Genomic DNA, 15,422 nt, shown 5'->3' on the forward strand with positions numbered 1-15,422 from the left:
CGGTGTGCATTATGCGTCAGTTTTATGACAGATTTATGAAAAGCCGCCCGCACAGCGTTTTCCCCTAAATGGCTCCCTCAACCTACTCCGCCCCCGCCCCACCGTACAAGATTAATTTCGGACACAGCCTAAACCGCATGCTTATAATCGCCGATGATAACAGTGCAGAGCCCTCTTCTTCGCAGGATGTGCTGGCGATTGCCCCAGCCTGGGGCCGTGCCGCGAACGGGGCAGAAACAAACAGACGATATCGGTTGCACGCACCTGCAGGGAATTCCATGCGAATTATTCATACGTCAGACTGGCACCTCGGCCAGTACTTTTATACCCGAAGCCGGGCCCCCGAACATCAGGCATTCCTGAACTGGCTGGTGCAACAAACCGAAGAACACCATGTTGATGCAGTAATAGTCGCAGGCGACGTGTTTGATAACGGCACGCCGCCCAGCTACGCCCGGGAAATGTACAACCGCTTTGTGGTTGACTTGCAACGCACCGGCTGTCAACTGGTGGTGATGGCGGGCAACCACGATTCGGTGGCGACGCTCAACGAATCCCGCTCGTTACTGGCTTGCCTCAACACGCAGGTCGTCGCCGGTTTCGAAGGCGACTATCACCAACAGGTGCTGTTGCTTAAAAACCGTCAGGGCGAGCCCGGTGCGCTGCTGTGCGCAGTACCCTATCTACGCCCACGCGATGTACTATTCAGCCAGGCCGGGCAATCGGCCGGAGAAAAACAGCAGGCGTTGCAGGACGCCATCGCCCGTCATTATCAGCAGTGTTACGACTTGGCCTGTCAGCGGCGGGACGAACTGGCCTGCGCATTGCCGATTGTATTGACCGGCCACCTCACCACCGTCGGCGTGACCACCACCGAGTCCGTGCGCGACATCTATATCGGTACGCTGGATGCGTTTCCCGCCCAGGCGTTTCCTCCGGCGGATTACATCGCCCTCGGGCACATTCACCGCCCGCAGCGGGTGGCGCAAAGTGAGCATATCCGTTACAGCGGCTCACCGATCCCCCTCAGTTTTGACGAGCTGAATCACGAAAAATCCGTCTTTCTGGTGGAGCTCGATAACGACGGGCTACACGACATCGTCGCGCTGGAAACGCCCGTCACCCAACCGATGCAGTTGGTCAAAGGCAACCTGGCGGAAATCGAACGTCGGCTGAATGGGTTTCGCGACTATCAGGGCGAGAAACCGGTGTGGCTGGATATCGAAATCGCCACGCAGGATTACCTCAACGACATCCAACAGCAGATACAGCACATGACGGAAAACCTGCATGTGGAAATCCTGTTGCTGCGCCGCGCCCGGGAACAGCATTTACAGATGTTGATGCAGCAGGAAAAGGAAACGCTGGAAGAACTGCAACCGGTCGAGGTGTTCGAGCGGCGCCTGGCGCTGGAGCCGGAACTGGAGGAGGAACGTCGGCAACGGCTACGGGGCCTGTTCAGTCAGGTACTACAGGAAGTGGAAGAACAGCGTCAGGAGACATCGGCATGAAAATACTCAGTCTGCGCCTGAAAAACCTGAATTCGCTACAGGGCGAATGGAAAATCGATTTCGCCCGCGCGCCTTTCGTCAATAACAGCTTGTTTGCCATCACCGGCCCGACCGGCGCCGGAAAAACCACGTTGCTTGATGCTATCTGTCTGGCGCTGTATCACCAGACACCCCGGCTGAAGGTCAGCCCCAGCCAGAACGAGGTGATGACCCGCCACACGGCGGAATGTCTGGCCGAGGTAGAATTCGAGGTGCAGGGAACCGCCTACCGCGCCTTCTGGAGCCAGCGCCGGGCGCACGACAACCCGGAAGGCAATCTGCAACCGCCCAGAGTCGAGCTGGCACGCTGCGCCGACGGCAAAATCCTCACCGATCGCGTCAACGACAAATTGGCGCTGATCGCCGATATCACCGGGCTTGATTTTGGCCGTTTCACCAAATCCATGATGCTGTCGCAAGGCCAGTTCGCGGCCTTCCTGAATGCAGACGCCAACGAACGTGCCGAGTTATTGGAGGAACTGACCGGTACCGATATCTACGGTCAAATATCCGAACAGGTGTTTGAAAAGCACAAACAGTCGCAGGCCAGGCTGGAAACACTACAGGCGCAGGTCGCAACCATTGAATTGATGAGCGACGAACAGCGCACATCGCTGGAACAACAGTTGGCCGTCTTACAGCAACAGGAAAACGATCTGGCGCTGCAGCGCGATGAAATTCTGGCGCATCAGCGGTGGTACGAGCAGCTCCAGCACTATCAGGAGGCGCTGGCGACTAGCGTACAACAGCGTTCCGCGCTGGATATCGCGCTGATCCAATCCCAACCGCAGATGGATCGTCTGGCGCGTAGCGAACCGGCTGAAAAACTGCGCCCGTTGTACAACGAACGGGAACGCTGCGCCCGCGAGAAAAGCCTGTTGACCCGGCAAATCACCAGCGTCAAACAGCAAATCGGCCAGTATCAAACCGCGCTGAAACTGCTCAAAACGCAGGCGGAAAAAACGCTGTCCGACCAGAAAGCACATGCCGAACACCGGCAACAGCAGGAAGATCTGGTCAACGAACGCATTCTGCCGCTGGATCAACATATTGCTACCCAGCAGGCGCTGCGCGCTCAACGACAACAAACGCTGGATCAGTTAAACGAGCGACAAAAAAACCTGATCGCGTCATTGGATAACCTGCAGCGACAACAGCAGGCAACCCGTCTCCGGCTGGAGGATATCGACGCCTACCGGCAGCAAAACGCCATCCACCAACACTGGGGCAGCCATATTCCGCTCTGGCAGGCCCAATTCCCCCAGCAGCAAAAATGGCAGCAGGATCGGCAAATCCAGCAGGAAAAAGCGAACCAGCAACAGGTGCAGGCCGAATATCTGGAACAACAGCGACAGACGCTGTCGGAACAGCAACAGGCCCAGTCCGACGCCCAGGAGCGCGCCCGGCAGCGTCTCGCCGAACAACAGCAGCATTATGAACAACAGGAAGCCGCGCTGCCGATATCGGATCTACAGCAGCAATTGGCCCGCAACGTCGCCCAACGCCATGATCGGCAGCAACTGGCCACCAGTGCGGCGGTGCTGCAACGCCTGCTCAGTCAACGCACACTGCTGGAAACGCAGCGGTTGGGTTCCCGCCAACAGTTGGAGCAATTGGAAGACGCGCAGGTACGCCAACGGCTGGATTACCAGCGTCAGGCCGAACATCTGCGCGATCTGGAAAAACGTTACGAACTGGAACAACACATCGTCAGCCTGGAGAGTGAGCGCCAACAACTGCAGCTCGGTAAAGAGTGCCCGCTGTGCGGCTCGACTCACCACCCCGCCGTGGAGCGCTATCAGGCGCTGCGCCCTTCCGAAACCCAAATCCGGTTGCAGACGCTGCGTCAGGAGGTGGAAACCCTGCGCGCTACGGTGGTACAGACCGATACCCAGATCAACCTGTTGCAGCATCAGCGCCAACAGCAGCAAAACGCGCTGGATAGCGTGCAGCAGGATTTATCCGCGCTGGAACAGCAGTGTGTCGCGCTGAGTAAACACTTACTTATCGATTTCGATCCGCAGCAACTGGAGCGATTGACGCAATGGCTGACGTCCTGCGAGGAACAGGAACAATCCTTACAAGCGCACATCGCCGACCGGGAACGTCAATCACGGCAAATTCAGGAAAGTAAGGATTTACTGACCTCAGCCAGCCAGTTACTGCAACAGACCGAGCAGCAGCTGGCGCTCAACCAGCAGCAACGGGATGCACTGACGCTGGCCCAGTCGGAACTGCAGCAAACACTGGAGAAGATCACACAGGAATTGCAGCGCCTGCATCAGGCCATCAGCCAGACGTTGGAGGGTTTCGGCCTGTCCGCGCCCGAATTGACACAACAGGACGACTGGCTGCGTCAACGTCAGTTGGAGTGGCTACGCTGGCAGGAAAATGAGCACGAACATCACCAGAAACAGCCCTATCTTTCCGCCGTCAGCGCTGACATTGAAAGCAGTCAGCGTCAACGAGAGGAAACCAACCTGGCTATCAAAAGTCAGCATCAGCAACTGGCCGAACTCCAGCGCTCGCTGGAACAGGCTCAGCAGCAACGCTGGCAATGGTTCGGTAACAAGGTGGTCAATGAAACGCTGACTGAACTGCGTCAACGCAGCCAACTGCTGGAGCGGGAAAATCAACAGGCACAAATCCAGTGGCAAAACAGCCAATCGCATATCAGCCACCTGAACGGGGAGTTGGGCAGTCTGGAACAGCAGCACCAACGCGCCGACGATGCACTCAACGCCGCGACGGAACAATTCGGCGCCGCACTGCGGGAAACCGAATTTCAGGACGAGGCGGATTTCCGCCAGGCATTACTGGATGAGTCTACACGCCACCAATTAATGATGTTGAAAGAACGCCTCAATCAACGCCAGCAGCAAGTGGAAAGCGTGCATCAACAGGCGGAAAACACGCTGGATCATCACCTGCAGAACAAGCCGGCGTCCATGCCGGAGGGCATCAGTCACCACGATATCCACCAGTTGCTGGCAGGATTGGGGGATATGCTGAAAAACGAGGTGCGGCATCAGGGCGAGCTACGCCAACAGCTCGCCGGCGATCAGCAACTGCGTGATAAACAGCAAGCCCTGCTGAACGAGGTAGAACGCAGCCGCCAGCGCAGCGAAGACTGGGGTTGCCTCAACCAATTGATCGGTTCACAGCGTGGCGACAAGTTTCGCCGGTTCGCTCAAGGGCTCACGCTGGATCATCTGGTGTATCTGGCCAACCGTCAGTTATCCAGACTGCACGGCCGGTATCTGCTGCAACGCAAAGCCGCCGATACGCTGGAATTGCAAGTGGCGGATACCTGGCAGGCGGATGCAGTGCGCGACACCCGCACGCTCTCCGGTGGCGAAAGCTTTCTGGTCAGTCTGGCGCTGGCGCTGGCATTGTCCGATCTGGTTAGCAATAAAACCCGTATCGACTCGCTATTCCTGGACGAAGGATTCGGCACGCTGGACGAAGAGACGCTGGATACCGCGCTGGACGTGCTCGACAACCTCAACGCCTCCGGTAAAACCATTGGCGTTATCAGCCATGTGGAAGCCATGAAGGAACGGATTCAGGTGCAAATTCGGGTGAGGAAACGCAACGGGCTCGGCATCAGCCAGTTGGATAGCGAGTACGCAGTGAAATAAAGGCGACGGGCCGAGGCGCTACGCTCACGGCCCGTTCCTCCATCAGGTATTCGACTCATTTTGCGGCCACAGCCAGGCAGCGCCGCGCACGCCGCTGGAATCGCCATGCAGCGCCCGACGGATCGGCGTACTGCATTCCCCGCCGAACGCCCATCCGGCCAGCAACGCGGGCACCGTCTCGTACCAGCGGGCGATATTGCTCATCCCGCCGCCCAGCACGATCACATCCGGATCCAGAATGTTAACGACATGCGCCAATGCGCGCGCCAGACGACGCTCATAATGCTGCAACGCCAGCTCCGCCGGGGCGTCGCCCTGGGCAGCCAGTTGCACGATCTCTTCGCCCCGCCGCGTCCTGCCGCTAAGACGCGCATAGTCAATGCCGAACCCGGTGCCGGAAATAAAGGTCTCAATACACCCGCGTCGGCCGCAATAACAGGGAACGTCCTGTTGATAACGCCACTCCTCGTCATCCATCCAGGGCAGCGGATTATGCCCCCATTCACCGGCGATGCCATTCATACCGGCATGAACCTGACCGTCAATCGCAACCCCTGCCCCGCACCCGGTGCCGATAATCACGGCAAATACCACCGCGGCACCCGCCGCAGCGCCATCCACCGCTTCGGATACCGCCAGGCAGTTGGCGTCGTTGGCCACCCGCACCGGGCGCGCCAGCAAGGCCGATAAATCCTGATCCAATGGCTGCCCATTCAGCCAAACGGAGTTGGCATTTTTGACCCGCCCAGTCACCGGCGACAAGGTGCCTGGAATACCAACGCCCACGCTGCATGACGCGCCGACAGCGCGTTCCGCGGCGACGACCAGATCCGCAATGGTGGTCAACGTCCGCCGGTAATCGTCGCGCGGCGTCGCTACCCGGTGCCGAAACGCCACACTCCCATCATCCGCCAACGCCACCACTTCCGTTTTGGTGCCGCCCAAATCAATACCTATCCGCACACGCTCTCCTGTTATTCGCTTTGGCCGCATTCCTGATTTTATCTTAACTTCACCTGCGACAATTCGTTATGATGCCCGCTGCCAACAATATCGCGCATGGCGACGCGCCCGTATCCCGGCCCGGCCGATAATAGCGCGCACAGCGCCGTGCGCCAGTCAGGAACAACACAATGCTGTGGTTTAAAAATTTGATGATTTATCGCCTGAGCCGCGATATCAGCCTCTCGGCGGACGCCATGGAATCCCAACTGGCCACCTTCGCCTTCACCCCATGCGGCAGTCAGGACATGGCCAAAACCGGTTGGGTCTCCCCCATGGGAGCACATGGCAACGCATTAACCAATGTCGTCAACGGGCAGATCCTGATCTGCGCACGCAAGGAAGAAAAGATGCTGCCCTCGCCGGTCATCAAGCAGGCGCTGCAGGCGAAGATAGAAAAACTGGAAGGCGAACAGCATCGCAAACTGAAAAAAACCGAGAAGGACGCGCTGAAAGACGAAATCGTTCACAGTTTGCTGCCGCGCGCTTTCAGCCGTTTCAGCCAGGTCTGGTTGTGGATCGATACCCAGAGCGGCCTGATTATGGTGGATTCCGCCAGTGCTAAAAAAGCCGAAGATACGCTGGCGTTGCTGCGTAAGACGTTAGGATCGCTGCCGGTCGTTCCGCTCACCATGGAAAACCCGATCGAACTGACGCTGACCGAGTGGGTTCGCTCCGGCGACACACCCGCCGGCTTTGCCTTGCAGGATGAAGCCGAACTGAAAGCGCTGCTGGAAGACGGCGGCGTCATCCGTTGCAAAAAGCAGGCGCTGGTTAGCGACGAAATCGCCACCCACATTGAAGCCGGCAAAATGGTGACGAAACTGGCGCTGGACTGGCAGGAACGGGTGCAACTGGTTCTGGCGGACGATGGTTCGCTTAAGCGGCTAAAATTCGCCGAGGTACTGAAAGAACAAAACGACGATATCGATCGCGAAGACGTCGCCCAGCGATTTGATGCCGATTTTTCACTGATGACCGGTGAACTGGCGGCGTTGATCGCCAACCTGACTGAGGCGTTGGGCGGAGAAGCACAACGCTGACCTGCCAAAACCTAGAGCGTGCCGCCTGATGGCGACACGCTCGCGGATTACAGCTTGAAGTGGCCGATTGACGAGTGCAGCTCTTCCGTTTGTTCTTGCAGCGAAGCGAAGGCAGAAGCGGATTCCTGCACCAACGCCGCGTTCTGCTGCACCATGGAATCCAACTGCGCCACCGCCTTGTTGATCTCCTGAATACCGCGCATCTGCTCTTCCGAAGCATGGGTAATCTCCGACATCACCGACGTCACCGTTGATACCCCGGTCACGATTTCATGCATGGTGTTGCCGGCCTGACGCACCTGCTGGGAACCCGCGCTCACGCTCTCAACCGTAGATTCGATCAGTTCCTTGATTTCTCGCGCCGCCTGAGCGCTACGCTGCGCCAGCGCGCGTACTTCGCCCGCCACCACAGCGAACCCACGCCCTTGTTCGCCGGCACGCGCGGCTTCCACCGCAGCATTCAACGCCAGAATATTGGTCTGGAACGCAATGCCATCAATAACGCCGATGATATCGCCGATCTTGCCGGAGGCGACCTCGATCTCCTCCATCGTCACCACCACTTCGGCAACCACTTTGCCGCCCGCGCCGGCATCATCCGCCAGCGCCAACGCCCGATCATTCACCTGGCGCGCCGCGCCGGCCGATTGCGTTACCGTCGCGGAAATTTCCTCCAGCGCGGCGGCCGTCTGTTGCAGACTGGCAGCCGCTGCTTCGGTTCGGGACGACAAGTCGTTATTACCGGAAGCGATTTCACCGGTCGCCGACTGCAGCGAGGTGCTGATGTCGCGGATCTGCAGCATGATCATGCTGAGCTTGTCGATGAAGGTATTGAAGGAGCGAGCGATCTGCGCCACTTCGTCATGCCCTTCATCCGGCAGACGATGGGTTAGATCGTTAGTACCATGGCTGATATCGTCCATCGCATCACGAATCTGCATCAGTCGCTTGAGCGATGCGTTGATCAACGTCCCGACAATCGCCGACCCCAGCAATGCGATAATGATCAGCGTCACCACGGAGGTCCACAGCAAAGAACGCATACCCGCCGTCGCGTCGGACTTGTCCAGCGCCACCAGCACATACCAGTCCGTACCTTTTACCTGTTGCGCCCGAACCAGCATATCGCGCCCGCTGATGACCTGGCTGCGCGGGTGTTCGGATTTCAGCACCGCCGGCAGATCGATATCCGGAGCGATGCCGGAAAATTTTTTCAGCGTCAGAGAGGCATCCGGGTGCGCGATAATGGTGCCGTCGGCCTGCACCAACAACCCGTAACTTGCAGGCGTTGGATGAATCGCCTTCACGTTGGCGATCACGCTTTCCATGGTCACATCGCTGCCCAGTACCCCTTTCGTCTGGCCGCCGTCCAGCACGGGAGCGACAAACGACACCACAATGGTATTGGTAGCCATATCCAGATACGGCGCGGTCGCGATAGGTTTACCTTCACGCACCGCCTGCTGGTACCACGGACGGACAGTGGGGTCATAATTGGCGGGAATGCCGCCGGGGTCGGAAAATTTGGCCGTATGATTGGCGTAACCCATGTAAACATTGATGAAATTGCCGGCGGCAGCCATCTGTTTAAACACGGGGATAGGATCATCGTTGGTCAATACCGCCTGATTCAGAGAGGAGATCATCTGTTTCTTCGCCGCCACCCAATCACTGATGGCTAGACTGTGGCTGGAAGTGACTGCAGCCAACAGATTATCAATGGATTCATCGTTATATTTATCTGTTACTCGATAGTTGAAGAAGGTATTAATTATCAAAGAGAAAATAATGATACTGGTGCATACCGCCAGTATTCGTGCGCGAGTCGTCTTAAGCATAATAACCACTTATTATTTGTACTATGTTGAAACAAGATATATTGACGGTTGTTCTATCCTTGAGGTGTATCCCATTGTCCAGGGAGCGACATACAGTTATATCCACTACCTGTAACGAGGAGATAGCCCTAAACCATCGTAAAAATGCAAATAAGCAGACAGAAAATACAACGACTTTCCTCAGATTTACAGCGTTATCTTTAAAATAAAGAAATAAGAAAAAATTATTGATACAGAATAACAAGCGATTATTTCAGACTGAAAATAATTAAGATCAGTCGTCTGCAGGATTGCTCGAAGAGAAAACGTTACCCTGTTTCGACTGAATGATTATCGTGTAAAAATAATTACGGGATGAAATAAACAAAATGACTCACTCAACGATATTCCACCATTATTTACATCGCTGCCGGTCTTAAATAATAGAGGCACGACCAGGTTAATGACGTTAAGCCCAAACAAGGCATGGTGAAACACGAGTCAGGAAAGGATCCGGCGGCGTCCCCCGGCGGGCAACCTAGGGACGCCGTCAGACGGTATTACAGATAACGGCAGAGGTAAGAGGTGGGTTCCGCGACTTTCAGATCGAACTTACTGTTTTCAGGCACATTGAAAACCGCGCCCGGCCCAAATACCTGCCACTCGCTGGCGCCCGGCAGCAGGACTGTCAGCGAGCCGCTGACGACCGTCATCTCTTCGGCCTGAGCCGTGCCAAACGTATACTCGCCGGCTTCCATTACCCCTACGCTGGCGCGGCCGATACTGCTGCCGTCAAAACCGATAGACTTTACTTTACCTGAAAAATATTCATTTACATTCAGCATAACGTACAACCCTTTCTGTCTAAAAAATCCGTCAATTATCGTCGAGCACACGCCAAAACACCGACACATCGACACATCGCCACATCGCCACATCGCCACATCGCCACATCGCCACATCATGCGGCAGGCTGACGCAGCCATTGCAGCAGTTCGGTCACGATCATTTGCGGGGAACGAGTCGCGTCGACCACATGATGCGCCACGGCCTGATACAGCGCCTCGCGCTCAGCCAGCACGGCGGCGACCTCTTCCGAGATCGGACGCCCGGTCAGCGTCGGACGCTGATGTGCCTCGGGACTAGCCTCCAGGCGATGGGCCAACTCCGCAACGGGCGCTAGCAGATAAATCACTGTCCCCTCGTCATGCATGAAACGGCGGTTCTGCTCCAGCAACACCATACCGCCGCCGGTCGCAATAACCCGATTCGGCCGGCTCACCCGTTGCAACGCTTCGCTTTCACGACGGCGAAACCCGGGCCATCCTTCCGAAGTCACGACATCCGCCACCGTCATGCCGCTGGTTTCCTGCATAAAAATATCGGTGTCGACAAACTCATAACCCAGCGCTTGCGCCAGCTTGCCGCCGACAGTGGTTTTTCCGCACCCTCTGGCACCAACCATGAAAATGGGTTGTGTCATGTAACGACGTATCCTTCTTTATTTCCCAGGCGTACCGCCACGACCCACGCAGCAGGCACAACCTGACGCACCAAGAGCAGAATCATACAGGCAAAAATTGCCATTAAGGAAGCTTCTGGCTCCGGCTGGCCGAGGAAAGCCACTTCGCGCCATGATTCCAGCAATATGCAGCACAATTTTCCGTTGTTCGGCGTAAGCTCGGCCAATCTAGCCGCAAACGGCAAGGGAAACAGTATGGAGCGAGATACCCCGACACGACAGGGCACATCGAGGGGAACGACATCGTGGGGAAGCAACATTGTAGGGAAACAACAACCCGCGATGCGGACAGAGGCCAGACACCTGACTCTTCGCTACAGCCGGGAAACCGCCGTCGTCGGCAGCTTCCCGGCAGGGTCAGAAATACAACGAGACGAAATCAGTAGCGATGAAAATACTGCTGAATCTCCGCAGGCGCCGTCGTGCGAGTCAGGGCCAGCATCAACAGGATGCGGGCATGAGCCGGATTAAGCGAATCGGCCGTCAGCCCAGGTAATGCGTCGTCCGGCGGCACAATGCCATTGCCCGTGCGGCTTGAGCGAACCACAATCACGCCCTGTTTTTCAGCGTTGCGCATACCGGCTTCCCCCCGTACCGATACAGACCCAGCGCCCATACCGGCATACACGATGCCCTTGACGCCATGACTGATCGCCGCGTCATACAGGTATTCAGGGTCATCCTGATACCCATAGATGATGTCGACTTTCGGCAGGGTTTTCAGGCCGCTCACGTCAAACACCGAATGCGTGGTATGCAGCTTGTCGATACGGTTCTGGTAGTAAATGCGATTGCCGATCGCAACACCCAGATAGCCTTCTTCGGTGGCGCGAAACGTGTCCAGCGTAGAAGCGTTGGTCTTGGTGATATAGCGCGCAGAACCGATACGATCGTTCAGCACCACCATCACACCGCGTCCGCGAGACTGACTATCGCCGGCCGCCCGCACCGCAGTCAGCAGATTCATCGGCCCATCGGCACTGATGGCTGTCGCCGGACGCATGGCGGCGGCAAACACCACCGGCTTATCGCTCTTTACCGTTAAATGAAGAAAATAAGCCGACTCCTCCACTGTATCCGTTCCATGCGTAATGACCACGCCATCCACATCATTCTGCGCCAGCAGCGCGTTAACACGCTGGCTCAGTCGGAGCACCAGATCGCCGGTCATATTCTCGCTGGCGATATTGGCAAACTGCTCGCCTTTGACGTTGGCAATCGCCGTCAATTCCGGCACCGCTTTAATCAGAGTATCCACCCCCAGCGCACCTGCCTTGTAACCGGTCGTTTGCGTGTTGGCGGCGGCAGACCCGGCGATGGTGCCGCCGGTCGCCAGAATGACGATGTTCGGCAGCCTCTCCGCTGCATTGGCCGTGAATACCACACAAAAAATGAAAAACAGGAAAGGTTTGAGCCATCTTTCCATAACAGACTCCCTTCTTATTATTCGGGTTTAGGACGGCAAACAAGATATTTACACCTGTCTGCCCGCTTTTATTGGAAAATAATCCTTGATACCGACACAGAGCCGACATCGGCACCTATCTTGCAGTAAGTGTGGATGGCTGTATATCCGAGGATGGCAATCTAGCGAATCCCGTCACTGAATGGATGAAATCATCCGACTCTGGTTTACACGCGCAATAGCATCACGGCTGGCGTCCAACCGCGCATCACCGGTCAGCTCCGTGAGCGTACCGGCGCGCATCTCCAGCAACCGGTCGGCCTGCTCGAAATAGTGATCGTCATGGCTGATGGCAATAATGGTTTTTCCCTCCGCCCGTAACTGTGGCAATAACATCTGATAGAACACACGCCGGAATTGGGGATCCTGATCGGCGGCCCATTCATCCAACAGCAGAATGTCCCGCTGCTCTGCCACCGCCAGCAACAAAGCCACACGCTTGCGTTGCCCCTGGGACAACGACAAATTGCGAACCTGAAAATCGGCAATATCCAGTTTACGGCGCATATCCAGGCGCTCCAGCCAGTCGGCCAGCAGTTGGTTATCCGGCTCGCCGCCTTGCGGGCCCATCAGGTAATCAAACAGATGAAAATCGGTGAATACCGCAGAGAACAGCGCCTGATAATGCGCCGGCGCCACAGGCTGGCTATCCACCAGAATGTCGCCGGAGACCGGGATATAAAGCCCGGTCAGCAACATCGCCAGCGTAGATTTTCCGCTGCCATTGCCGCCGATAAGAAAGATCAGCTCACCACGCCGTATCGTCAGATTGACCGGGCCGACGTCAAACCCGCGCTCGCCATAACGAAAGCGGACATTTCGCAACTCAAGCGTCTGCCACCCCTGCGGCGCAGCGGTCTCGGCAAAACCGGCGCTGAAATCCACCAATTTGAGCCGCCGCAACGTTGCGAACGCGACCTGTGCGCTAGCCAGCGTGGGAAACGCACCGACCGCTTGCAACAACGGCGTGCGTAAAAACAGCAACACCAGAGAGTAGGTGGCGGCGACTGCGTTATCCGCCCAGGAAAGGCGATTCGCCATGAAAAACACGGCGCCAATCGCCCCCAGCATCATGATATTGGCCCAATTGATGGCACTGAGGTGATAGGTATCGGCACGGATAATATGGTGGCGGTAATCGAGGGCATGACGCTGATAGTCTCGTTCATACAGGCGCTTTGCCCGGTCGCGATTGAGCGTCAGCTCTTTTCCCCCTTCAATCACCCGCCGGTAATCTTCATGCAACCGATTTTCCTCTTCGCGTACCCGACTGATATGGCGATAGACCCTCGCCACCAGCAGATAGCCGCCCCAGATAGTGACGATGATCCAGACCGACGTCGCCAACATCATCCGGGGCGACAGCCAGGCCAGGTACAACGCCGACCCCAGCGTCAGAATCACCCCTTGCAGCAGCTCCGGCAAACGCACGAAAGCAAACGTAATGGTGTGGATATCATTGGCTAAACTGGCCTGCAACTGCGCCGGGCCGATTTGCTGCAAACGCTCCAGCCCGGTATCCAAAATACGTTTGATCAGCTCGCCGCGCAGGCGGTAGATAAAATGGTGGCCGAGCGTGGTCAGCGCCAGTTGCGAAGCCAGCGTTACCGCCATCAGCAGGAGCAATAGACCGATAAAACCAGGCAGAACCTGCAGCGAGGGGTTCACCGTCTCGATCAGTTGCCGGTTGATAAAGGCGATTAAACCGATCCCCAGCGCCGCACTGGCAAGACTGAGCGCGATAACCGCCATAAACGGCCAGCGATACTGCCGGTAGACCAGGTGAAGTAATTCCATAACTGATGACTCTCCGCGATAAAAGGCGCAGCCAGTTTAATAAGCGGGAAAGCGATATCAAGAATTATTCTCACCTCGAGAGGCGGAGGAAATACGCGAAACGGGCGCAGAAAGCCAGGCTATCTACCCCCGAATGGCGTCGTTTAATCGGGGATGGTCCAGACCTGACGGGCAATACTCACGATATGGCGCAATTTGTCCCACTGCTGTTCCTCCGTCATATGCTGACCGTTGACGTGGCCGAATCCGCATTTGGGGCTGATGGCCAGTTGTTGCAGCGGGACATATAACGAAGCGGTATTAATCGCCCGTTTGATGGTGCACGGCTCCTCCAGCATGCTGTCATGAGGATCCACCAGGCCAAGCACCACCTTTTGCCGGTGCACCTGGCGCAGTGGCTCCAACCCAGCGGGGCGGCTGTCATCGTAATCAAGAAACAAACTATCCACGTTGACGTTCGCCATGGCATGGCCCACCGCGTCCAGCCGGGCATCGCCAGCATGCCGCACGGAACAACGGCTGCGGCACAGATGCAGGCTGATATACATATCATCCGGACGCTGTTCCAGCGCCCGATTCAAGATGCTGGTGCACAACGCCAGTAATTTTTCCGACGTCATCCCGGGCTCGCTTTCCCGCGCCATCATGTTCTCGTCGCACAGGCAATGCCAGAACAGATCATCCAGTTGCAGATAACGGCACCCTTGTTGGTAAAACGCCCGGATGGCTTTGCGATAAACCTCGGCTAAATCATCACTGAACATGTCCAACGATGAATAGAACATATTCCGTCGGATAAAAGGGTACATCAGCATATTGGGGCTCGGCAGCGTCTGCTTGGCCAGCATACGGGGATCATCACCGACGGCCTGATGCAAAAACCGATAGTGGGCAAGAAACGGGTGAGCATCGTCGAAATCCAACCGACCATTGATGCGAACCCTATACGGCGCGCCTTCCTCATCGGGTTCGGCGGCGCTTTTACCGATACCTTGCAGGTGCTCAAAAAAATCGACGTGCCAATCATTCCGTCGCAACTCGCCGTCCGTCATTACCGTCAGACCACAAGCTTTCTGACGCGCCACGACGTTCAGCACTTCTTCATTTTCAATCTCGGTTAACCGGTCGCGAGAAATCAACCCCTTACGCCAGTCGTGCCGGGCTTGTACCAGCCGCTTAGGCCGCAAAAAGCTGCCTACATGCTCGGCATGAAAAGGAGGATAAGGTTTTTTGATGGTACGTTGCATCAACGCGTCCTTTTAGTTAACAAACCACTGTCTGCGCCTCATGCGCATTTATTATTTTGCTACGACGCAGGTTCAAACCGGCGCCGCATCCCGCCAGGCGAGCGCTCGTCGCTTTCAGATACATACAACATCAACACACTGATAATGATGCAAATGCCACTCAACAAATTATCCACATAAACTATTTGCCAGCTATGTATCCCAGACCATCTTTTACTTCCTAAAAGACCTGACTGGCAACACCTTCCCGCAAATGTCGGACTCCTCTGACCAGAAATACACAATCACCGGCCAACAGAGAAAGGTAATCGTTTTCGTCTGCGGATATCGTTATGATC

10 protein-coding genes are annotated in these 15,422 nt (G+C 56.4%); 3 read left to right on the plus strand and 7 right to left on the minus strand.

The genetic code is table 11. From position 1 onward, the window contains the following. The first annotated feature begins 278 nt into the window (after positions 1 to 278). Positions 279 to 1,511 (plus strand): exonuclease subunit SbcD, encoded by a 1,233-nt coding sequence (sbcD, locus tag DPA2511_RS14995; protein WP_015854594.1) that lies wholly within the window; start codon positions 279 to 281, stop codon positions 1,509 to 1,511. Continuing rightward, positions 1,508 to 5,191 carry an AAA family ATPase gene (locus tag DPA2511_RS15000; RefSeq protein ID WP_015854595.1) on the plus strand — a complete coding sequence of 1,228 codons (3,684 nt, stop codon included), beginning with the start codon at positions 1,508 to 1,510 and terminating at the stop codon, positions 5,189 to 5,191. Before sbcD ends, DPA2511_RS15000 begins: the two co-directional genes overlap by 4 nt. Positions 5,192 to 5,233: 42 nt before the next feature. On the opposite strand, the gene mak is transcribed toward DPA2511_RS15000, so the two are convergent. Then, the gene (gene mak / locus DPA2511_RS15005; protein WP_015854596.1) at positions 5,234 to 6,154 is read right to left on the minus strand and encodes a fructokinase; all 921 of its coding nucleotides are present in this window, start codon (positions 6,152 to 6,154) and stop codon (positions 5,234 to 5,236) included. 170 nt (positions 6,155 to 6,324) lie between these two features. Here mak and rdgC point away from each other — a divergent pair, with 170 nt between their 5' ends. Continuing rightward, entirely contained in the window at positions 6,325 to 7,236 is a 912-nt protein-coding gene (gene rdgC / locus DPA2511_RS15010) for a recombination-associated protein RdgC (RefSeq protein ID WP_015854597.1), read from the plus strand. Between the two features lie 47 nt (positions 7,237 to 7,283). Here rdgC and DPA2511_RS15015 read toward each other — a convergent pair whose 3' ends face one another. From DPA2511_RS15015 to DPA2511_RS15040, 6 genes are all read right to left on the minus strand, one after another. Next, complete coding sequence (locus DPA2511_RS15015; protein ID WP_015854598.1) at positions 7,284 to 9,074, minus strand: methyl-accepting chemotaxis protein; 1,791 nt, start codon at positions 9,072 to 9,074, stop codon at positions 7,284 to 7,286. Between the two features lie 539 nt (positions 9,075 to 9,613). Continuing rightward, a complete protein-coding gene (gene ppnP, locus DPA2511_RS15020; RefSeq protein ID WP_015854599.1) occupies positions 9,614 to 9,898 on the minus strand; it encodes a pyrimidine/purine nucleoside phosphorylase in 285 nt (94 codons plus the stop codon). A gap of 116 nt (positions 9,899 to 10,014) precedes the next feature. Further along, positions 10,015 to 10,536, minus strand: coding sequence for a shikimate kinase AroL (gene aroL, locus DPA2511_RS15025; protein WP_015854600.1), 522 nt, complete (start codon positions 10,534 to 10,536; stop codon positions 10,015 to 10,017). A 418-nt stretch (positions 10,537 to 10,954) separates the two neighbouring features. After that, positions 10,955 to 12,001, minus strand: coding sequence for a type II asparaginase (locus DPA2511_RS15030; RefSeq protein ID WP_015854602.1), 1,047 nt, complete (start codon positions 11,999 to 12,001; stop codon positions 10,955 to 10,957). 174 nt (positions 12,002 to 12,175) lie between these two features. Next, on the minus strand, positions 12,176 to 13,837 hold the full coding sequence (locus tag DPA2511_RS15035; protein WP_015854603.1) for a multidrug ABC transporter permease/ATP-binding protein: 1,662 nt from the start codon (positions 13,835 to 13,837) through the stop codon (positions 12,176 to 12,178). Between the two features lie 143 nt (positions 13,838 to 13,980). Further along, positions 13,981 to 15,084, minus strand: coding sequence for a 5-methyltetrahydropteroyltriglutamate--homocysteine S-methyltransferase (locus DPA2511_RS15040; protein WP_015854604.1), 1,104 nt, complete (start codon positions 15,082 to 15,084; stop codon positions 13,981 to 13,983). Positions 15,085 to 15,422 lie beyond the last annotated feature (338 nt).

The organism is Musicola paradisiaca NCPPB 2511 (genome assembly GCF_000400505.1).
GTDB classification, from domain to species: domain Bacteria; phylum Pseudomonadota; class Gammaproteobacteria; order Enterobacterales; family Enterobacteriaceae; genus Musicola; species Musicola paradisiaca.